The sequence below is a fragment of the Tumebacillus algifaecis genome, from assembly GCF_002243515.1.
In the GTDB taxonomy this organism is placed as follows: Bacteria; Bacillota; Bacilli; order Tumebacillales; family Tumebacillaceae; genus Tumebacillus_A; species Tumebacillus_A algifaecis.
This window is the reverse complement of record NZ_CP022657.1, coordinates 47,747-67,814: the sequence shown is the minus strand read 5'-3', so window position 1 is coordinate 67,814 and position 20,068 is coordinate 47,747. Positions and strand designations below refer to the sequence as shown.

Annotated in this window: 25 protein-coding genes; 2 read left to right on the top strand and 23 right to left on the bottom strand. The window is 51.1% G+C overall.

The features are described 5' to 3' along the window. Positions 1–150: 150 nt before the first annotated feature. The 15 genes from CIG75_RS00390 to CIG75_RS00320 all read right to left on the bottom strand — a co-directional run bounded on the left by CIG75_RS00390 (position 151) and on the right by CIG75_RS00320 (position 12,008). A complete protein-coding gene (locus CIG75_RS00390) occupies positions 151–1,248 on the bottom strand; it encodes an HBL/NHE enterotoxin family protein (RefSeq protein ID WP_157729303.1) in 1,098 nt (365 codons plus the stop codon). Beyond that, a complete protein-coding gene (locus tag CIG75_RS00385) occupies positions 1,217–1,789 on the bottom strand; it encodes a hypothetical protein (protein WP_094234841.1) in 573 nt (190 codons plus the stop codon). The genes CIG75_RS00390 and CIG75_RS00385 overlap by 32 nt, the downstream gene beginning before the upstream one ends. Next, complete coding sequence (locus CIG75_RS00380) at positions 1,786–2,697, bottom strand: HBL/NHE enterotoxin family protein (RefSeq protein ID WP_094234840.1); 912 nt, start codon at positions 2,695–2,697, stop codon at positions 1,786–1,788. The genes CIG75_RS00385 and CIG75_RS00380 overlap by 4 nt, the downstream gene beginning before the upstream one ends. Next, on the bottom strand, positions 2,694–3,794 hold the full coding sequence (locus CIG75_RS00375) for an HBL/NHE enterotoxin family protein (RefSeq protein WP_094234839.1): 1,101 nt from the start codon (positions 3,792–3,794) through the stop codon (positions 2,694–2,696). The genes CIG75_RS00380 and CIG75_RS00375 overlap by 4 nt, the downstream gene beginning before the upstream one ends. 563 nt (positions 3,795–4,357) lie before the next feature. Beyond that, on the bottom strand, positions 4,358–5,017 hold the full coding sequence (locus CIG75_RS00370) for a single-stranded DNA-binding protein (RefSeq protein WP_094234838.1): 660 nt from the start codon (positions 5,015–5,017) through the stop codon (positions 4,358–4,360). 20 nt (positions 5,018–5,037) lie between these two features. Further along, positions 5,038–5,322 (bottom strand): 30S ribosomal protein S6, encoded by a 285-nt coding sequence (gene rpsF / locus CIG75_RS00365; RefSeq protein ID WP_094234837.1) that lies wholly within the window; start codon positions 5,320–5,322, stop codon positions 5,038–5,040. A 25-nt stretch (positions 5,323–5,347) separates the two neighbouring features. After that, positions 5,348–6,448 (bottom strand): redox-regulated ATPase YchF, encoded by a 1,101-nt coding sequence (ychF, locus tag CIG75_RS00360; protein WP_094234836.1) that lies wholly within the window; start codon positions 6,446–6,448, stop codon positions 5,348–5,350. A 125-nt stretch (positions 6,449–6,573) separates the two neighbouring features. After that, positions 6,574–6,837 carry a DUF3892 domain-containing protein gene (locus tag CIG75_RS00355; protein WP_094234835.1) on the bottom strand — a complete coding sequence of 88 codons (264 nt, stop codon included), beginning with the start codon at positions 6,835–6,837 and terminating at the stop codon, positions 6,574–6,576. A 59-nt stretch (positions 6,838–6,896) separates the two neighbouring features. Beyond that, positions 6,897–7,385, bottom strand: coding sequence for a hypothetical protein (locus CIG75_RS00350; protein WP_094234834.1), 489 nt, complete (start codon positions 7,383–7,385; stop codon positions 6,897–6,899). 148 nt (positions 7,386–7,533) lie between these two features. Beyond that, positions 7,534–7,785 (bottom strand): hypothetical protein, encoded by a 252-nt coding sequence (locus CIG75_RS00345; protein WP_094234833.1) that lies wholly within the window; start codon positions 7,783–7,785, stop codon positions 7,534–7,536. 153 nt (positions 7,786–7,938) lie between these two features. Further along, positions 7,939–9,951, bottom strand: coding sequence for a molybdopterin-containing oxidoreductase family protein (locus CIG75_RS00340; RefSeq protein ID WP_094234832.1), 2,013 nt, complete (start codon positions 9,949–9,951; stop codon positions 7,939–7,941). A 2-nt stretch (positions 9,952–9,953) separates the two neighbouring features. Then, on the bottom strand, positions 9,954–10,157 hold the full coding sequence (locus CIG75_RS00335) for a DUF951 domain-containing protein (protein WP_094234831.1): 204 nt from the start codon (positions 10,155–10,157) through the stop codon (positions 9,954–9,956). Positions 10,158–10,178: 21 nt separating this feature from the next. Then, complete coding sequence (locus tag CIG75_RS00330; RefSeq protein ID WP_094234830.1) at positions 10,179–11,066, bottom strand: mechanosensitive ion channel family protein; 888 nt, start codon at positions 11,064–11,066, stop codon at positions 10,179–10,181. An 88-nt stretch (positions 11,067–11,154) separates the two neighbouring features. Next, a complete protein-coding gene (locus CIG75_RS00325) occupies positions 11,155–11,415 on the bottom strand; it encodes a putative Se/S carrier protein (protein WP_094234829.1) in 261 nt (86 codons plus the stop codon). 14 nt (positions 11,416–11,429) lie between these two features. Continuing rightward, entirely contained in the window at positions 11,430–12,008 is a 579-nt protein-coding gene (locus CIG75_RS00320; protein WP_094234828.1) for a hypothetical protein, read from the bottom strand. Positions 12,009–12,137: 129 nt separating this feature from the next. Between CIG75_RS00320 and yyaC the strand changes: the two genes are divergently transcribed. Together yyaC and CIG75_RS00310 are read left to right on the top strand one after the other, a co-directional pair. Then, complete coding sequence (gene yyaC / locus CIG75_RS00315) at positions 12,138–12,806, top strand: spore protease YyaC (protein WP_094234827.1); 669 nt, start codon at positions 12,138–12,140, stop codon at positions 12,804–12,806. Between the two features lie 81 nt (positions 12,807–12,887). Next, complete coding sequence (locus CIG75_RS00310) at positions 12,888–13,139, top strand: YkuS family protein (RefSeq protein ID WP_227874307.1); 252 nt, start codon at positions 12,888–12,890, stop codon at positions 13,137–13,139. A 63-nt stretch (positions 13,140–13,202) separates the two neighbouring features. Here the strand turns inward: CIG75_RS00310 and CIG75_RS00305 are convergent, their stop codons facing one another. The 8 genes from CIG75_RS00305 to noc form a co-directional block, all read right to left on the bottom strand. Continuing rightward, positions 13,203–13,451 carry a hypothetical protein gene (locus CIG75_RS00305; RefSeq protein WP_094234826.1) on the bottom strand — a complete coding sequence of 83 codons (249 nt, stop codon included), beginning with the start codon at positions 13,449–13,451 and terminating at the stop codon, positions 13,203–13,205. Between the two features lie 593 nt (positions 13,452–14,044). Next, a complete protein-coding gene (locus CIG75_RS00295; RefSeq protein WP_094234824.1) occupies positions 14,045–14,545 on the bottom strand; it encodes a DUF4446 family protein in 501 nt (166 codons plus the stop codon). Between the two features lie 196 nt (positions 14,546–14,741). Further along, the gene (locus CIG75_RS00290; protein WP_094234823.1) at positions 14,742–15,452 is read right to left on the bottom strand and encodes a DUF554 domain-containing protein; all 711 of its coding nucleotides are present in this window, start codon (positions 15,450–15,452) and stop codon (positions 14,742–14,744) included. A 27-nt stretch (positions 15,453–15,479) separates the two neighbouring features. Then, on the bottom strand, positions 15,480–16,619 hold the full coding sequence (locus CIG75_RS00285; RefSeq protein ID WP_094234822.1) for an aminotransferase class V-fold PLP-dependent enzyme: 1,140 nt from the start codon (positions 16,617–16,619) through the stop codon (positions 15,480–15,482). A 324-nt stretch (positions 16,620–16,943) separates the two neighbouring features. Continuing rightward, positions 16,944–17,210 carry a hypothetical protein gene (locus CIG75_RS00280; RefSeq protein WP_094234821.1) on the bottom strand — a complete coding sequence of 89 codons (267 nt, stop codon included), beginning with the start codon at positions 17,208–17,210 and terminating at the stop codon, positions 16,944–16,946. Between the two features lie 125 nt (positions 17,211–17,335). Next, a complete protein-coding gene (locus tag CIG75_RS00275; RefSeq protein ID WP_094234820.1) occupies positions 17,336–18,184 on the bottom strand; it encodes a ParB/RepB/Spo0J family partition protein in 849 nt (282 codons plus the stop codon). Continuing rightward, on the bottom strand, positions 18,181–18,939 hold the full coding sequence (locus CIG75_RS00270; RefSeq protein ID WP_094234819.1) for a ParA family protein: 759 nt from the start codon (positions 18,937–18,939) through the stop codon (positions 18,181–18,183). Before CIG75_RS00270 ends, CIG75_RS00275 begins: the two co-directional genes overlap by 4 nt. Before the next feature lie 139 nt (positions 18,940–19,078). Further along, positions 19,079–19,936: a nucleoid occlusion protein gene (noc, locus tag CIG75_RS00265; protein ID WP_094238271.1), complete on the bottom strand. Its 858-nt coding sequence runs from the start codon at positions 19,934–19,936 to the stop codon at positions 19,079–19,081. Positions 19,937–20,068 lie beyond the last annotated feature (132 nt).

The window sequence follows — 20,068 nt, the reverse complement described above, 5'->3', positions numbered from 1 at the left end:
AGTTTTCCGCTTGATGGTGTCGTGCTGCGCTTGATTCATGCAGTTTTCGGTGCTTACACAACATATTTTACAGACTTTTAACGCATGACGAACACATTCTCCAATATAAAACGCCCTGTCGCAGATTCGCTTGCGACAGGGCGTTTTGGGTTACGCGATCTCCTCGATTTCCGGGTCGTACACATAGTTGATCTGAGCCAGTTGGGCGGCGAACGTGTTGATTTCATTCCACTCGTTTTGGACGAGGACGAATTCGGCGAGTGCACCGTTGATGTTCTCGACGGTTACATTTGCTTCCATTACTTCGATCTCTTTTTTCAGTTCTTTCAGCGCGTCAGCGAACGTGGTCCAGACATCGGTGATAACGATCAGTGCTTGTTGCGCTTGCAGGTTTGCATCACATATTTGTTCGAGCGTATTGGTCTGAGCCGTCAGTACTGTGACATCTTGGGCGAGCTTATCGAGTTCGGCTGTGTCTTCTGTAATCTTCGCTTGATCCGCTTGGATCTGCTTCGACAAGGAGATCGTATTTTTAACAGAGGAGGTCAGACCGGATACGCCGACGGAGACCACCACTGTGCTACCACCGGCCGTTGCCACGCCAACCACGATGCCGACCACGCAGATAAAGATGGATACGCCGATTTTGATCACCGAGACCGTCAGTTGGGTGTTAAGCTTTTGAATCTCGTCGGTCAGTGCTTGGATCTCCGCTTGTATGCGTTCCATCTCCTCCTTGTCTGCTTCGAGCTGATGCTCTGTGTCGTCAAGGCCTTGCTTGAGTATCACATAATCATTTTGCGTGTTGGTGTTGTAGGTGCGAAGCGATTGGAGCAGTTGGGAGCAGGCAACTGTTTCTGAGACCACCCGCTCGTGCAGAGAATCAAGTTGTTCGAGAATCTCCTGTTGCAACGCAGTGTCAGACGGATTTGCTTGCCACTGTTGCAGCAGATCCGTGATGCGATTGAACTTCGATTGGACGATGTTATTCATGTCACAAACACTTTGTGGGATTTCCAAAAGCTGCGGCATGATCGAAGAGTTCCATTGCATCGCATGTCCCTTGGCAACGCCAAAGTCAGACACGAACCTGCTATACCAAGAGGGTGGGTCGAGAAGCGGGGCAAGCGTTGCGTTGGTGAACCCATAGACGTAGGCAGAAACAAGAGTGCAGGCGTTGAGGTAGTCTACGATTTGTTGATTGACATTATCCGAATCAGGGGCTAGCGCACGAACCTGTGTGATCATCGAGGACATCTCCTTTTAAGTAATGTTTTTTAGTTTGCAACGTGAGGAGCAGGGCGGCGAGTTCGCCAAGCGCGAGGTCACAAGCGCGAACCAAGTCGGGAAAAGGGTCCCACCCTTCCTGTGCTCCTCGCATCAACAGCAACCGATCATGAAGCAGGTGCTCGTGAAAACTTTGCAACGAGCGCAAGCAATCCAGATAGATGTGCAAGACAGCTTGCTTTTGTTCCGTGAGTCGGGCTTGTGTCAGTTTTCTACGTTTGTTCGCCACTTGGTCAAAGCGATATTGTTTCAAGTGATCGTCCAGCGCGGCGAGTTCCTGTTCCAACGTGGCAAGCCGTGGGGAAATCTGATGGGTGAAGAGGGTGAGTTCGCTCAATTTCCAGAGCAGAGTGCGCCGCCAACTCAAAGCTCGTGATTTGACGTGTGCAAACTCGGTAGCGAAGTCACCATACCAATCGGGCGGCGTCAGTAGCGGCGGTAGGTGCGTTTGTACGATCAGGTCCGCATACGTGTTGAGTTGTGGATAGGCATTCGATGTCATCCGTACTGATATCCGAGAAGCTGCTCGCATACTCCCTCGAACTCGTTCCAGAGTGCCTGTGCCTGTTGAGCTTGAGTGGTAGCCAAAGCTTGATTCTGCGACAAGTTGCTTTGGGTCTGCTCAAGCGCGTCGTTGATCTCGCGGAGCAAATCGTTGAGCTGGTTCCAGATATACATCACATGCTCGGATCCAGATCGCGCGGTGGAGTTGTCATGCATCATGATGACTAGCGAGTTGATCCATGATTGCAAGGTATTGTTGTCCTGTTGGTAATTGTTGATCTGCTGTTGGTCAGATTGGATCTTGGCTTTGTCTTTTTGGATGCTTTGTTGGGCGACAATCATGCTTTGTGTCGGATAGACCACTTTGTTCAATTTCTTGATTTCCTTGTTCAGACGCTCAATCTCTGTTTGCAGGTTATTGATCGACGCTTGATTGCTGGCGATCTGTGCCTGTGAGGCATTGACGTACATCTGTTGTTGAGATTCGTCATGCGGGAGGATACTCTCATAATTGGAGAGTTTCCCGATGAGTGTTGCGATGTCGCCAATCAGTTTGATTTGGATCTGTTCAATACCCTTGATCTGATTGCTTGCGTCTTGAAGACTATCGCCGTCCTCGGGGTACTTTGTCAGATCGTTGAGGTCGTCGATTAAGCTATCAAAGCGTGCTTTAACAGGTGGGTTGTAGCTAACGGCCTCCTGCGGGACGGCGATCAGGTGTGGGACGACCTGATTCGACCAAGACATCGCATTCGTTTTGAAGTTGGATGTACTGTTCGAAAAGTCGTCGTACCAAGACGGTTTATCGTACAGAGATTGCAACGTAAAGTCGATCACGGTGTGTTCATAGTGAATGGGTTGACTTAACGACCATTGATAGCAACTGAGATCGATTGATTGTGTCATACAATGTTTTGAACATTCGGATCAAATCTGTAGTCGATCTTCGTAAGTTGTTCACAGAACTGCTCCAGTGCATTCCATTCGTTCTGCGCGGATTGGACATCTTGGCTGCACTGGGCCAAGTCCGAAGTGACTTCCGACTCGGCTTTTTCCAAGTCATCTAGCAATTGCTTGGTACTGTCTGCCATGTCTTGCCAGAGTTTCGAGACATCCACGAGTGCTTCCTGGGCGGCTTCGTTCGCTGTGATCAGTTTGCTCAACGTCTCGATTTCGGTGTTGAGCACGACGAGGTCTTCGTTGTACGCGTCAAGATCAGCAGCATCCTTCCCGATCTGGAGCTGAGCCGCTTGGATTTTCGACGATGCGATTACAATCCCTGCGGTCGATGCACCGACCCCGATGATACCGACTGGAACGATTGCCCAACCAATCCCACCGGTTGCAACACCGACGACGATGCCGACCAGCGTGACAAAGATCGAGACGCCAACCCCGATTACAGAAGCGGTCATTATTTGGTTGTATTTTTCGATCTCGTCTTGCAGGTCTTGAATCTCTTGTTGCAGGCGTTTGACTTCCGCTTCATTCGCTTCTTCAGCCGAATTCAGTTGCTCAATGCCGACGTTGAGTGTGCTGTAGTCATTTTTAAGCGTCTCAGCAAATGTTTGTAGGTCTTGGATGAGTCCGTTTATCGAGTCGAGGTCGCCATTGACGCGGTTATAGATGCTTTTGAGGTTTTGTTTGAGGTCATCGATCACATCTTTGTCGTTCGGATATTTCTCTAAGTCTTTCAGGTCTTGATTGATGTTGTTAAACTTCGCGGTAATGATGCGGTTGGAATCGACGATCATCTGCGGAATCGCGATCATGTTCGGGATCAAGGAAGTGTTCCATTGCATCGCGTTGCCTTTGGCGACCCCGAATTGGGCGACAAAGTCGCTGTACCACTCCGGCGGTTTTTTTAATGCAATGAGCGACGAATTTGCGAACGAATACGAGTAAGCCGAGACGGTGTTGCACGCGTTGATGTAGTCGATGATGCTGTCTTGGGCGAGGCTAGAGTTGGGAGCAAGGGCCTCAAACTGGGTAGCCGCTGTCATGATAAATCATCTCCTCGTAAATATTTGATTGTAAAAAATAAATACATAACTCTAAACTAACAAATGTAAGTATATTCTACGAAACTATAATCGTCAATAAAAATGTTTACAAAAAGATACAAATTATCGACGGTTCTAAGGTGAATAGAACGGCGTAGATAAGTAGTTATTTCCAGATTGTAGGGAGCCTTCTGTTTGCTGGTTGTTATCAGAAAGTTCGGTAGGTATGGCTTGGAGGTTACGTAAGAAGTTCAACGCCTGATAGAACTGGGTTGGAAACGTTGTCTCTGTCAAGAGTGGTGTGAGAGGGTCTTGCCAGGCAGAGGTAATGCCTAGTAATCTTCAACTCATCCCTTGTCCAGTTTGACATCCCTGAAATGGTAATCCCGTTCGATGTGTCTCAGAGAAAAAGATATTTTAGACCAGAAAGAAAGTGCAAGTAGCGGACGAGTATACCTTTCCAGTTCCATGACTGCTTTCACGACCCAGGTACAAAAGCAAAGAGACCCCTTGCTGTACAAAGGATCTCTCGTTTTTCTTGCTATGCACTTTTTGCTAGTGTCTTAAAACGGCAAATCATCATCCGAAATATCGATCGGCTTGCCGTCATCGGAGAACGGGTCTTCATCGCGGCGACCGCCACCTTGGTTGCCTCCGTAGCCACCTTGGTTACCTCCGTAGCCGCCTTGGTTGCCTCCGTAGCCGCCTTGGTTGCCTCCAGAGCCACCTTGGTTGCCTCCAGAGCCACCTTGGTTGCCTCCGTAGCCACCTTGGTTACCTCCGTAGCCACCTTGGTTGCCTCCGTAGCCACCTTGGTTGCCTCCATAGCCGCCTTGGTTACCTCCGTAGCCGCCTTGGTTGCCTCCATAGCCGCCTTGATTCATCGAGTCGCCACTACCTTGATCGGCGCGCTCTAAGAAGCGGACGTTGTCCGCGACTACTTCTGCGACACGGACTTTTTGGCCTTCTTTGTTTTCATAGGAGCGGATTTGCAAACGCCCATCGACAGCTGCGAGGCGACCTTTGCGCAAATACTGTGCACACAGTTCGCCAAGTTTTTGCCAGACGACGATGTTGATGAAGTCCGTTTCACGCTCGCCGTTTTGGTTCGAACGCTGGCGGTCTACCGCCAAAGTGAACTGCGCAACCGCCGTGCCGGACGGTGTGTAGCGCAATTCCGGATCGGCGGTCAGACGACCGATCAAGATGATACGGTTCAACATGAGGATTCCCTCCTTTGGTGTTAGCCGAGACGAACGGTGAGATAGCGCAACACGCCATCGGTAATCTTAAACGTCCGCTCGAGCTCTTTGACAATCGTTGTGCTCCCTTGGTAAAGCATGAGCACGTAATAGCCTTCCTGTACGCCTTCGATTTCGTAGGCGAGTCGGCGTTTGCCGATTTCTTGCAATTGGGTGATCCCGCCACCGTTTTGTGTGACGACATGTTGGAACTTGGTGACCAGCGCATTGATTGCGTCCAGGTCCAGCTCAGGGCGCAAGACGTACATCGTTTCATAGCGTCTCATGTCTGCTCTCCCTCGCTTTCCTTGGTTACACGTTGAAGCGGAAGTGCATGACATCGCCATCGTTGACGATGTATTCTTTACCTTCCAGACGGACTTTGCCCGCTTCTTTGGCAGCGTTCATCGAGCCGTAGTGAACGAGGTCATCATAGGCCACCGTTTCCGCGCGGATGAATCCTTTTTCAAAGTCGGTATGGATGACACCTGCAGCACCGGGCGCTTTGGTGCCGCGATTAATCGTCCAAGCGCGGACTTCTTGCACGCCAGCGGTGAAATATGTGATCAAACCGAGCAGTTTGTACGCAGATTTGATCAAGCGATCAAGACCAGATTCTTGCAGACCAAGCTCTTCGAGGAACATTTGCTTGTCCTCGCCTTCCAGTTCAGCAATTTCCGATTCCACTTTTGCCGAGATGACCACCACTTCTGCACCCTCGCTAGCTGCGAATTCACGAACTTTTTTCACGAGGTCGTTCTCTTCCGTGTTTGCCACTTCATCTTCTGCCACATTCGCGACATAGAGCATCGGTTTGATCGTCAGCAAGTGCAGGTCACGGACGATCAACGTCTCTTCATCGCTCAATTCGACAGAGCGGGCAGCTTTGCCATTTTCCAGCGCTTCTTTGAGACGTCCAAGAACAGCAACTTCTTCTTGCACCTTCTTGTCGCCCGATTTCGCCCCTTTGCGGGAGCGATCGAGACGCTTATCTACCGATTCCAAATCTGCGAAGATCAGTTCAAGGTTGATCGTTTCAATGTCAGACAGCGGATTTACTCCACCGGAAACGTGCGTGATGTTGGAGTCTTCGAAGCAACGGACGACATGCGCGATCGCGTTGACTTCGCGAATGTGACCGAGGAATTTGTTGCCGAGGCCCTCGCCGCGGGATGCACCCTCAACCAAGCCTGCGATATCTACAAATTCGAATGCGGTCGGCACGACTCGATTCGGAATGACGATTTCCGTCAATTTTTGCAAACGTTCGTCCGGCACTTCGACCACACCAACGTTCGGGTCAATCGTACAAAACGGATAGTTGGCCGCTTCAGCGCCCGCTTTTGTAATTGCATTAAAAAGTGTTGATTTGCCGACGTTCGGCAATCCTACGATACCAACAGACAAAGCCATGTGGCTTACACCTCCAAAAGTAGTCCAACCACTATTATATCAAATCCCATGTGATTCCACTAATGTTCCACGTGGAACATGAAAAAGTTCTTCCGCCAACAGGCGAAAGAACCTCATGGTCAGAATTACTGAAGGCTTTCTCCCTCATGCATCGCTTCTGCAAAGGACGGGAGCATGTCTAGGTTATTCCCCGATTCAGGTTGCCCATCTCCGGTGGAGTTGGCGATCGTCCAGTTGCCCTCTTTATCTAACGAAGTGATCGAGTCAAATTTCCCTTCGGCCGCTTCCTGCATCGCCTGCTGAATGGAGATGACCCGCCCAGTATGAGTCATCACTTCTGCGATGTCCCCGTTCAGATCTTTGTTGATCGCAATGATCTTTTCACCCATGTTTACGCATCACCCCTTATGCTTCAGGATGCACGAGAGAGCAGGTGACTATCCGTTAATTAGGATGCAGTTTCAACTGGCACTCGCTGAGGCTCTTCTTGTAGCACCGCCACCTCAACTTCGACTTTATCCAGCCGTGCAGCGTGGTTATCTTGACGACGTTCTACCTGCTCCACTCGAAAACCGTTGCTTTCAAGATGGGCCACACGCTGGCTGAGCCGCCCATGTTGACCGTGCAGTTTTTGGATTTCACTCAATGCATAATCAATTTTTTGATTTTGCAGAGCGACCTGAGCGATGAGCCCACTGATCATTCGCTCTAACTGATCGAAGCGGTTATTAAACATCTTTTCAATGCGGTCAAAGCGTGCATCATGTTCTGCCAACTGCTTTTCAATGCGATCAAAGCGCATACCATGTTCGACCATCTGCTTTTCCACACCATCTAAACGATCTTCAATACGATCAAAGCGCACCCCATGCTCAACTAACTGCTTGTCTACACCGTCAAAACGATTTTCCAAACGATCAAAACGCTCTGTGCTCACAAAGATACCTCCTGTGATTGAGAAATTGGGTTGACCCTCAGACGAGGGTCACGTATATGGGTCGGCCGGAGGCTATTTCTTCAATTGGTGGTATCATTGTAGCACAAGTGAATAAGGGATGTGTTTCTTAAAGACACTTCAAAAGCTATCAAATTTTCGACAGGCTCCCTTTATATTGTGATGGCCTTCGAGCTTGCAGAGAGGCTGCGAGAATCTGGTCTGGCAGGAAGGTACGGGGCTTTTTGCGTAGAAAACAAAAGGCCTGAATCCCCTCCTCAGTCACATCGGTCACTTGCACGACACGTTGGGAAATCGCCCCCTTGCTATCCATGTAGATCAGCGAAACCGGTCGATGCTCGCGATGTGAAATCTCAATTTCCTTACGCCCTGAAACTCCCATGTAGTCACCTCCGCTCGAAAGTTCATCACATTTGCTCTCTGTTCTTATTATATACGAACACACGTTCTTTATGCCACTATAAATCGAACATTTGTTCCTAAAAATTAAAAATCCCCTTCGTTTCCGAAGGGGAGAAGATGCCATTCATCCTGACTATGCTTTTGCTAAGTTGACCAGACAATCATACTGTGCCGATCCGATCCCCAAGTCGCTGCGGCGATTCGAGGTCAGCAAGTTCAGCGCTGTTCCTCGACTCCCCCACCAACCCTCTTCGATCTTGATCGTGCGCTTGTGCTGTCCCGAGACGATTTTCACATTCCCCAGCACTTCGCCGCGCTGATTGTACACCCGCACCAAATCCCCGTCCGCAAGCCCGGTCTCCCCCGCCACAAAAGCGGAGATCTCCACCACCGGCCGTTCCGGCATTTTCATCACATGGTAATGTTGCGAGTTCAGCGAGCGCCGCGGATGAATCGTCAGCAGGTGGTACGGATATTTCCGAGCCAACTCCCGATTCCGACGCGGGCTTTCCACCGGCTCCTCATACACCGGAATCGACGAAGCACCGTCTGCCGCAGCCAGCGTGGACGCAAACTCGTATTTCCCCGATGGCGTGCCAAACTGATAATCGGCCCACGCCACCGGCTCCTCATGCGCTTTTATAAACCCATTTTGCTGCAACTGTTCGCGCGTGATGCCATCCGCTTGCAGCGGAACCATCGCTTCTTCCATCCAGGTGTGCACATCGCGGCCAAATGCAGCGCCAAAACCCAACTCCTCCGCCAAGCCTTGCAGGATCATCCAGTCTGGGCGGGTCTCTCCCTGCGGCTCTACGACAGGGTTCACATAGGCGAGGTAGGAATGCCACATCGATGAATACATGATGTCCTCTTCCTCAAACACAGTCGTACAGGGCAAAAAGTAATCGGCGATCATTCCCGTGTCATGGAGGAACATGTCGATCACCACCTTGCACGGAATCGAGTGATAGGCGGCCAGCGTCTTGCCAGTCTCCGGCAACTGCGCCACCGGGTTGCCCCGCGTGACAAACAGCACTTTTACAGGTTGCTCCGTCTCTTGTACAGCCAAAATCTCATCCGCCTGCGTGATCTTTGTAAACGCTCGATAATCGGTGCGAGCGTCAGGTTTCATCAACGTCTGGTAGTCAAAACGGTGAACCTGATTTGCATAATGCACGCCGCCGCCAGAGCGGCCCACCTGCCCGCTCATCGCCGCCAACGCGTCGATCAAACGGATGGTGTTGCCACCGTTTGCATAGCGCTGCAGCCCGAGACCGAGCAGCGTCGTCACCGCCTTGCCCGAGCCGAAACGCTCTGCCAGCCAGCGAATATCGTCCGCTGGTACCTCAGTCACATCGGCAGCCTGCTCCACCGTCCAGGTCTGCACATATTCGACAAACTCAGCAAAACCCACCGCATGCTCTTCCACAAATCGGCGATCGATCAACCCCAGGTCGAGCAGATGGCGAGCCATCCCCACCGCCAGCGCCCCATCCGTTCCAGGACGCGGCTGCAACTGCTTCACCGCTTTGGCGCTGAGATCGGTCATCAGCGGGTCGATGATCACTAGTTCCGCACCGCGACTCATCGCCTGCTTCAAAAACGGCATCATGTGCATGTTAGTCACCGACACATTACGGCCCCAGACCACGATCACATCGGTATGTTCCGCCAAATCCTCTGGATCATGGCTTTTTCCGAAACCAAAATCGTATTTCTGCGCTTCCAACCCAGCTCCCCAGCAGATCGATCCGATCGTGTCGGTAAATCCGCCAAACAGGTTAAAAAAGCGCCCCTCCAAATTTTTCAGCAACCCAGAAGAGCCGTAATCATAATGATGCATCACTGCGGTCGGTCCATATTCTGTCTTGGCCTGACGCATCTGCTCTGCGATCTCTCGAAGCGCTTGCTCCCAGGTCACGGGAACCCACTCCCCGTCCACCTTTTTCAAAGGAGTGAGCACGCGCTCCTCGTGGTACAGCCGATCGACCAGTTTTCGACCCTTGATGCACAAAGACCCCTGCGTGATCGGATGATCTGGATCGCCTTCCACTTTGATCAGCTTTCCGTCCTCGACATGTGCGATCATCCCACAGCAGTCCCAGCAGTCGAGCGGGCAGGCTGTGCGAATTGTCTCCACCGCCATCGTTACGCATCCCCTTCCTTACGCCGCAGAACTTTGCGCAGATTGCGCTCAAAATCACGGCGGGGAATCATCACCGAACGACCGCAGTTCACGCATTTCATGCGAATATCCATGCCTAAGCGGATCACTTCCCATTCATTAGCGCCACAGGGGTGTCCTTTTTTCATTTGAACTACATCCCCGAGATCAAACTGTTTGGCCTCCATCGCTTCTCTCTCCTCAACGTATCAGCTTCCCGCCGCTGCTTGCTTCTCTTCCGCGCTGGGTTGTCCCGGAAACAGGGCCACCTGCTTCGGATACGGAATTTCGATGCCTTCACGTTCGAACGCTTCTTTAATTTTATAGCGAAGAAAGCGCCCGACCCCGAAGTGCTCCATCGGTTTGCATTCCATCGTCATCCTCACAACCACTACGGACGGCCCGATCATCTGCACACCTAGTACCTGCGGCTCGCCGAGCACATTTTCATTTTCTGCCTGCACTTCAAGGCCAACTTGCTTCAACACCTCATATACGTGCTGCAAATCCTCTTCAAAGGCGACCGAAACATCGACCACTGCCAGTGAGTTCGACTTTGAAAAATTGGTCACCTGTCGAATCTGCGAGTTGGGGATGATATGAATCTCCCCCGTGTAGGCTCGCACTTTTGTGATCCGCAACCCAACTTCTGCCACATTCCCACGAATCTGCAAGTTGGTGTTGATCATCACATTGTCACCAACGCCGAACTGATCTTCAAAAATGATAAAAAATCCGGTGATTACGTCTTTGACCAAACTCTGCGCTCCAAAACCGATCGCCAGCCCTGCAACACCAGCTCCGGCGAGCAGTGTGGACACATCAAGCCCGATGTTCGACAGAATCGTCAAAAGAACGAGGAAATACACCACATAGCGCATCACATTTAACAACAGCGAGACGATCGTCTTCCCACGCCGTTCATCCATCCGCATCGTGCGATGGGAGATCACGCGCACCACCATCAAACGCCAGAGTTTCATCACAATTTTTCCGACTACCAAGATCATCACGATCTTAAACAACATCCAGCCGAGTCCCAACCAAAAATCGGTCGAAGTCAGCGAAGCACCCAAATTGGCAAGTGCGCTTTGCATCGTCTTAATATTCGCCCCCTCTAAGTAAGGAAGAAGAAAACTACCGTCTATTATAAAAGACCCGCTCCAACCGGGCAATTGACTAGAGTCACACCTGCAGTTCTAACCGAATATAAGCCGCTCCCTCCGGCTTAAAATACCCGCGAATCACCACTTCTTTCTCCTCTAGGATCTGCTGTACACGCTCCAAATCCTGTGGAAAGAAATCGATCGACAGCGCACATCCGGCTGTCACCGTCTTCGGCGTGGGCCGAATGTCGATATCCAGACCTGCCCCTTCCAACTCCGCTTCTGCCCGCAATGCATGGTGCGTCGAGTCGAACGCCACCAACCAATATTCTACTGCCATCACAGCCACCATCCTTACCAAAAAATAAATCGATACAGCACCTGAACGAACAGCGACTGCATCAGCCCCTCATCCAGCCACTGCATCCCCTGAAGCCAGCAGATCAGCCCCATCACGCTGACGAGATAGGTAGAGATGGTAAGCCCGATTCCTAGCCCCATCAAGCCGCCTAGCGCCTGTGAGCGCCACATACCGTGCGCGTCTCTCCATAGTGTCTCATACACGCGCAAGATCATTTGCAACCCGACAAAAACAGCCCCACCCATCAAGCCCAGCAACAACAGATCATAAAACCGTTCCACCACCGCCGGAGCTTGTGAGCCCAAGCCTTGCACCACCGCCTGTGCGCTCTCCAGTTCCATAAAGCCATTCGAATACGGCGACGTTTTGACCAGGTGCCCCGCCATCCACTTGGCCAGCCCAAAGCTCCACCCTTCATCAACGAGCACTTTTTTCAAAAACGGAATCGACAGCGTCAAGATAAATATGGGCACAACCAAGGCCAACGCGTCAATACAAGTTCGCAAAAAACCACGCTTCCAACCAAAATATAAGCTCCACGTCACCACGACGACCAATAGCAAATCGACCATACACGCCTCCTCCTCCGTCCCCTATCGGACACTTGGCCTCTTTTTAAGGTATGTCCAGAACGAATGAGGTATGAAATCTTTTCCAAGCGCATATACTGGTAAAACCTATGAACTGCGGAGGAGAGCCACATGTTTAAACAAAATGTCTCTCGGAATGCTGATCTACCCTACAAGGTTGACCATACAAATGTCGAAGCTGCCAAGTTTCTTACCTCACGCCTTCTTCACACCATCCATCAGCAAGGCCGTGAACGGCAAGTGGTGATCGTCTGTATTGGCACCGACCGCTCCACTGGAGATGCGCTCGGTCCTCTCGTCGGCTCCAAACTGAGCGGGCGCCTCCAAGATAGCCGTGCGGTTGTCTACGGTACCTTGGATACCCCTGTCCATGCTGTCAATCTGAAAGACACGCTTCACGAGATCGAAAACAGCTACCGCAACCCTTACGTGATTGCCGTCGATGCCTGCCTTGGCCAACTGGCTTCGGTCGGCTTGGTGACCTTGGGCGACGGACCGCTAAAACCGGGAGCAGGCGTCAACAAAGTCCTTCCCGAAGTCGGCCACATCCACATCACCGGCATCGTCAATGTTGGGGGGTTTATGGAATATTTCGTCTTGCAAAACACGCGTCTTTCGGTCGTCATGAAAATGGCAGACTGCATCGCGGACGCCTTGTGCGAATCGCTGAGCCAAGTGGCATCGTACACACTGCCCGAATCCCCGAGCGAAAGTGATGCGACTCCACAAAAGCAACCGTTCGTTCATCGGCTCAACAATCTGCTCGGCTTTAAAAGCTAACAACTTCCAGCATAACGAAGTCTTCCGCACCGCATACTAGCTTTGGTTGTCCTAGCCAAGTATCCGTGGGGAGGTCATCAAATGACTATGAAACGTGTTGCAGTGGAAGCGAATCTCAGCAATGTACGTGACTATCTGAGCCAACAGGGCTACGATTGCTGCGAACTCGATGCTCAAAACCAAAATGGCCAAGGTCTCGACGCGATCGTCATCTCCGGTGCTGACCAAAACATCATGGGGATCGCAGATGCAACAACGAAAGCTCCGGTCATTAACGCCAACGGCTTGCGTCCCGAAGAAATCGCCAACCGTATCCAAAACTCTACCCGCTAACAAAAAACATCCTGGGTGCTCTGCCCAGGATGTTTTTCACATGTTTCACGTGAAACACGATTGCTATTTTAAATACCTTGTGCGCAAAAATAAAAACAGCCAAATCACGCCCAAGCCAACAAACGCCATCCCAAACGCGCCCGAATCTCGATTCAAAATATCTCCCAAACCCCAAAAAATGAAGAACAGACCTGTGAATAATTCGCGTAGCTTCACAAATTTCAAGTTCGTCTTATTCTTTAGCACCAAAATTACAAACGTAAATGCCCCAAGTGCGGACAAGACCATCAACAAGTCAATAAACTTCCACATCCCGACACCACCATCCCTTCCGCTTCAGTGCATACTCTTGCACTATTATACTACACCTCTTCTAAAATCCATACCTAGCCGCCTATGAAGGGCTTTTCGACTTGGCTTTTCGACTTGGCTTTTCGACTTGGCTTTTCGACTTGGCTTTTCGACTTGGCTTTTCGACTTGGCTTTTCGACTTGGCTTTTCGACTTGGCTTTTCGACTTGGCTTTTCGACTTGGCTCTTCGACTTGGCTTTTCGACTTGGCTTTTCGACTTGGCTTTTCGACTTGGCTTTTCGACTTGGCTTTTCGACTTGGCTTTTCGACTTGGCTTTTCGACTTGGCTTTTCGACTTGGCTTTTCGACTTGGCTTTTCGACTTGGCTTTTCGACTTGGCTTTTCGACTTGGCTTTTCGACTTGGCTTTTCGAGTTGGCTCTTTGACTTGGCTCTTCGACTTGGCTCTTCGACTTGGCTCTTCGACTTGGCTCTTCGACTTGGCTCTTCGACTTGGCTCTTCGACTTGGCTCTTCGACTTGGCTCTTCGACTTGGCTTTCAGTCTTAGCTCCCCATCTACCAAAAAAAAAACCCCGCCTTGCAGCGGAGTCTTTCTACTTCATCTTCTCAAGCGCCAATGAGATCGCTTGCTTCTCTTCATCGCTCAACGGATAGGCCGAATCCCCAGCCTGCACCGGTTTCGCATAGGATCGTGATTCTTCCCGTCCAAAGATCGACGTAAACACTGCGCCGTCTCCATCACGATTCAAAACTGCGATGCTGTAACTGAGGTCACTCCCCATCCCCACAAACGCATTATAGCGTACCACGCCAATTGGGCCGCACGAAATTTGCAGTTCCTGTGCCTGTTTCTCCTGCTCTGCGACCACTTGGCGAACCGATTCACGCATTGCGGTCACGTCTTGCGAATATGTAAACAACACTTCCTCCAAATTGCCTTGCTGCATCCCTTTCATCAACATCCGATACCGCTTCTGCACCTTACGCAACCGAATGGACTGAATCAGAAACACAATCAACAGCAAGAACAACACGCCGAAGATCAACGCAACCACCGCGTCCAAATTCGCTAAAATCCACTCATTCGGTGTCATATACCCATCGTACCTCCTCTTCTACCTCTCATCCGCAACACGAGCAATAAATGGGCGTATCTGCTATTTTAGCATAGCCCTTTCCCCGATGACGACCCCCTGACTGTACTTTTAAAATACCCCAACCCAGTCAAGATATGGCCGCCAATAACCCCCATGAATAAAGGGCATCTGCTAGATACAGACGCCCTTTCCCTTACAATCCATATCCAATCAAAACCAACTTCACAATCGCCGCCACAAAAACCGCCGGCAACAGATTGCCTACATTGATTTTCTTTATCTCCATCACATTAAGCGATATCCCCATGATCAAAACCCCACCGGTTGCAGACATCACCGAAATCACCGGGTCGGTCAAGACGCCAGCCAGCAACCCTGCGCTCAATGCGATCGCACCTTGATACAAAACCACCGGAATCGCAGACAGCCCTACACCTATGCCCATCGCTGACGTAAAGAAAATGGATGCAAAGCCGTCTAACATCGCTTTCGTATATAAAATTTTATGTGTTCCTTCCAATCCGCTTTCCAGTGAGCCGACGATCGCCATCGCGCCTATACAATAAACCAACGTCGAAAACACAAACCCCTCCGCGATCTTTCCTTTTCCGAAGCGGCTCATCTTTCGCTCAATCCACTTCCCAAACTGGTTGAGTTGTCCTTCAATATTGAGCAATTCCCCAATAATCCCGCCAAAGACTAGCGAACCGATCACAATGAAATAGTCAAAGCCATCTGATTTGGCGACATCTAACACCATCGACAGCCCGATCACAAATACTGCGAGGCCCAATCCCTGCATAATCGTCACTTTCATCCGATCTGGAATCCGGCTCAAAAACGAACCGATCATCACGCCGATCAAAATGGAAACTGCATTCACAATTGTTCCTAATAAAACCATCCTTGCTACTCCCTCTCGATGACTGACTCAGCTTGTAAGGTCCGAAATTGCCTGCAACAGCGCCTTCACATCTTCCTCTGTATTGAAATAGCCTAAAGAAGTTCGAACTGCTCCTTGTTCGAGCGTTCCGATCGTCTCATGTGCTACTGGTGCACAATGCAACCCCGAACGCACGCAAATCCCATAGGTACGATCTAAAATAAAGCCAACCTCATGCGAATCAAATCCATCCACCGAAAACGAAACAATCGGTACCCGCTGCTCCCCCAAAGGTGGTCCATACACCGTCACGCCTTTGATCTCCGATAGTCCTTGATGCAACAGGTTTGCAAGCACTTCCTCATGTTCGCGAATCTTCTCGATCCCTACCGATTCAACAAACGTGATTCCGGCCAACAGTCCGGCGATCCCAACCGTATTTCTCGTTCCAGCCTCATACCGATCCGGTCGGGTCATCGGCATCTCCGTCAGCTCCGAATATCCGCCCGTCCCACCGTGCATCAGCGGCTCCAAATCCACTTCTGGGTGCAGATATAGCCCCCCCGTTCCCTGCGGCCCATAGAGGCTCTTATGCCCCGTAAACGCGAGCATCCCAATGTTCATTTCTTCCACATCGATTGGGTAGACGCCAGCGGTCTGACAGACATCGACCATCAGCACAATGCCAAACTCCTTGGCGATGGCACCAATTTCCTGAATCGGCAGCAATGTCCCCGTCAAGTTCGATCCGTGAGTGACGACAATCAGTTTCGTATTCTCGCGGATGGCGTCTCGAATCGACTCTGCATGCAAGCGCCCAAACGAGTCAGCCTGTACATAAGTCAGTTCAACTCCGCGCTCCCGTCGTACATACTCCAGTGGTCTGCGCACCGAGTTGTGTTCTAACATCGTCGTAATCGCATGATCGCCCGACTTCAGCAGCCCCAAGATGCCCATGTTCAAAGCTTCGGTCGCATTTTGAGTAAAAATCACATGATCCGGGTTCCGCACGCCAAACAATCCGGCCACCTTGCGCCGTGCCTCAAACACGACCCGTGAAGCTTTCATCGCCATCGAATGACTGCCCCGCCCAGGATTAGCTCCATAGTCGCGCAAGCACTCCTCCATCTTCAGAGCCACCTCCGGCGGTTTTGGCCACGAACTGGCCGCATTGTCCAGATAAATCACAGCACCCAACCTCCTCGATCATCCCCATCGATTCCTACACGGAAGCCCATCCAGCATACCATATCCCAAAATGAGTAGAAATCCATCTCCCGTTTCCATTATCCACCAAACAGTAGCGGGAGGACTCCTTACTGCCTGCCTTCTACACCACATAACCTACTTTCCATTAGGAGGAGGACAGTCGGGCACGCGACTTTGGACTCGCCCGCTCTTGGCGATCCAACGGAGCCAGACTGAGTTTCCACCACCGAATGGGGCACCCAGCCTTCTCCTACCGCCTGCCTACCAACCACACAACATACTTCTCATCAGGAGAGGGACATTCTAGTGCGCGACTTTGGACTCGCCCGCTCTTGGCGATCCAACGGAGCCAGACTGAGTTTCCACCACCGAATGGGGCACCCAGCCTTCTCCTACCGCCTTTCCCTCCAACCACACTACCTCTTCCATCAGGAGGAGGACAGTCGGGCACGCGACTTTGGACTCGCCCGCCTTTGGCGATCCACCGGAGCCAGACTGAGTTTCCCCCTCCGATTGGGGCACCCAGCCTTCTCCTACCGCCTTACCCTCCAACCACACTACCTCTTCCATCAGGACCTACCGCCTAACACTCACCCTATCACTCATGCCTCTTAATATACGTATAGCGGAACCCTCACATCCACTGGCATCAACCAACACCAGTATCAAAAGGTTCCGCTATCTCAAGCCCTATACTACGAGTTCTGCAACAAACTCAAGATCCGTTCCAAATCATCTGTCGAGAAGTATTCGATCTCAATCTTTCCGCGCTTCTTCCCTTGCATAATCTTCACGCCTGTTCCCAAGCGCGTCCGAAACTCCTCTTCATACTGCTTCAGAACATGATTCGGTTTCACAGCTTTCTTCGTCTCACGCTGCCCCAGATTTTGCATCCGATTGACCAAATGCTCAACCTGACGAACTGACAATTCCTCATCGATCGCCTTTTCTGCCAACGCAATCTGCTGCTTCTGATCTGGCAAACCTAGAAGTGCACGGGCATGTCCCATCGACAGTGTTCCACGTGAAACATGTTCCCGAATCTCCCCCGGCAAGTTCAGCAAGCGCAACATATTAGCCACATGTGATCGAGATTGCCCCACCTTCTTCGCCAACACATCCTGCGTCAGGTCGAACTTCTCCATCAGGCTCTGATATGCCTCTGCTACCTCAATCGGGTTCAAATCTTCGCGCTGCAAATTCTCAATCAGCGCAATCTCATTCATCTGCCGATCAGTAAAATCTCGCACGACCACGGGCACTTCTGTTAGCCCTGCCAGCTTTGACGCACGCAGGCGGCGTTCGCCTGCGACAATCTCATACCCGCGCACAGCTACCCGCACAATCAGCGGTTGGATCACGCCATGCTCACGAATCGAAGCGGCCAATTCCTCAATCTTCTCGTCGTCAAACACACGACGCGGCTGATAAGGATTCGGTCGCAGTTCTGCAACTGCTACACTCGAAACTGGTTCGTCCCCTTTGGGATTCGAGTTAAAGATCGCTTCCAATCCCCGTCCGAGCCCACCTGAACGCTTGTTCATGTTCCGACCACTTCCTTCGCGAGTTCCAAGTACACTTCCGCGCCACGTGAACGCGGATCGTACTGGATGATCGATTGACCATGCGATGGTGCTTCTCCCAACCGCACATTGCGCGGGATCACCGTGCTGTATACCTTCTCACGGAAATATTTCTTCACTTCCTCGATCACTTGCAAACCGAGATTCGTCCGCGCATCCAACATTGTGAGCAGCACGCCTTCGATTTCCAGCGTCGTGTTCAAATGCTTTTGCACCATCCGAATCGTGTTCAGCAGTTGGCTCAAGCCCTCCAGTGCATAATACTCACACTGAATCGGAATCAAAACGGAGTCTGAAGCTGTCAAAGCGTTCACCGTCAGCAATCCGAGCGACGGTGGGCAGTCGATCAACATATAATCATACTGCGACTTCAACGGTTGCAACGCCTGACGCAAGCGCAGTTCACGCGACATCGTCGAAACCAGCTCAATCTCCGCCCCCGCCAGTTGAATCGTCGCCGGGAGAATTTTTAAGTTCGGTACATCCGTATCGGTAGCCGCTTCACTCGCGTCCACTTCGTTAATCAACACATCGTAAATATCATAACGTACATCCGCTTTATTAATGCCAATTCCGGAGGTTGTATTCCCCTGCGGGTCGATATCGATCAAAAGCACGCGCTTGCCAAGACTGGCCAAGCAAGCACCGAGATTTACCGATGTCGTGGTTTTGCCCACGCCACCTTTTTGATTCGCCACTGCGATGACTCTCGCCATGAGCATCACCTTCTTTCAAAACGTTAAGACGCATCCTTCATTTTACAAGATTAAGAGCAAAAAGGGTAGCATGCAAAAAAGCAGGCGAATCGCCTGCTGGAATGAATTTTGAATATAGCGAGGAATTAATCAGGAAAGCTTACGATTTTGATTTCGGCACGCGGATTACAAATTGGTAGTAGTCCTCATGATCTTCTTCTTCTTTTTCGCAGTTAATCCCGCTTTGCACAATCATGTCGAGCGACTGGCGAATCGTGTTCACGGCAAGTCGAATATCACGGGAGAACGAGATCTTCCGCGGTTTTTTGACCGGAACTTGCGCTTCGAGCAGCGCCTTGACTCGAATTTCGGTCTGCTTGACATTCAATTCTTTATCAACGATTTCCTGGAGCACCTTCAGTTGCAGTTCCTCTTGCCCAAGCGCCAACAGCGCACGCGCATGACGTTCCGAAATCTTGCGGGCCATCAAGGATTCCTGCACCGCTTGCGGAAGATTGAGCAAACGCAGCTTGTTGGCGATCGTCGATTGCCCTTTACCCAAACGCTGCGCCAAGCTTTCTTGTGTCAACCCATGCAGTTCGAGCAGTTGCGCATACGCCACCGCTTCCTCAATCGCGGTCAGTCCCTCACGCTGCAAGTTCTCGATCAACGCGACCGAAGCGGCCTGCGAATCGGTCAATTCACGGATGATGGCAGGGATCGTCTCCATGCCGAGCTTCGTGCAAGCGCGCCAACGGCGTTCCCCTGCGATCAGTTCATATCTTTCGCCGACTTTACGAACGACGATCGGTTGAATCATCCCGTGGGTGCGGATTGTCTGCGCTAACTCCTCGATGCGTTCATCATCAAAAATCGTTCTTGGCTGATAGGGGCTGGAAACGATCTGGTCGATCGGTACCTGATGCACCTCTTCGTGCGCTGCACCTTGCCCGGCCACCTCCGTTATCGCTTCATCCCGATCACCCAGACCGAAAATTCGTGACAATTGCTCTTTCACCACCGAATTCACCCACCTACTCCTAGTACATGCACGACAAAATTAACTTTTCCAACAATCTCAAACTACTTCGTCAATCCTGTAGATTTTTCCTGCTTTTCCCCCACAGCGGGCAAAGATTCCTATCTTTTT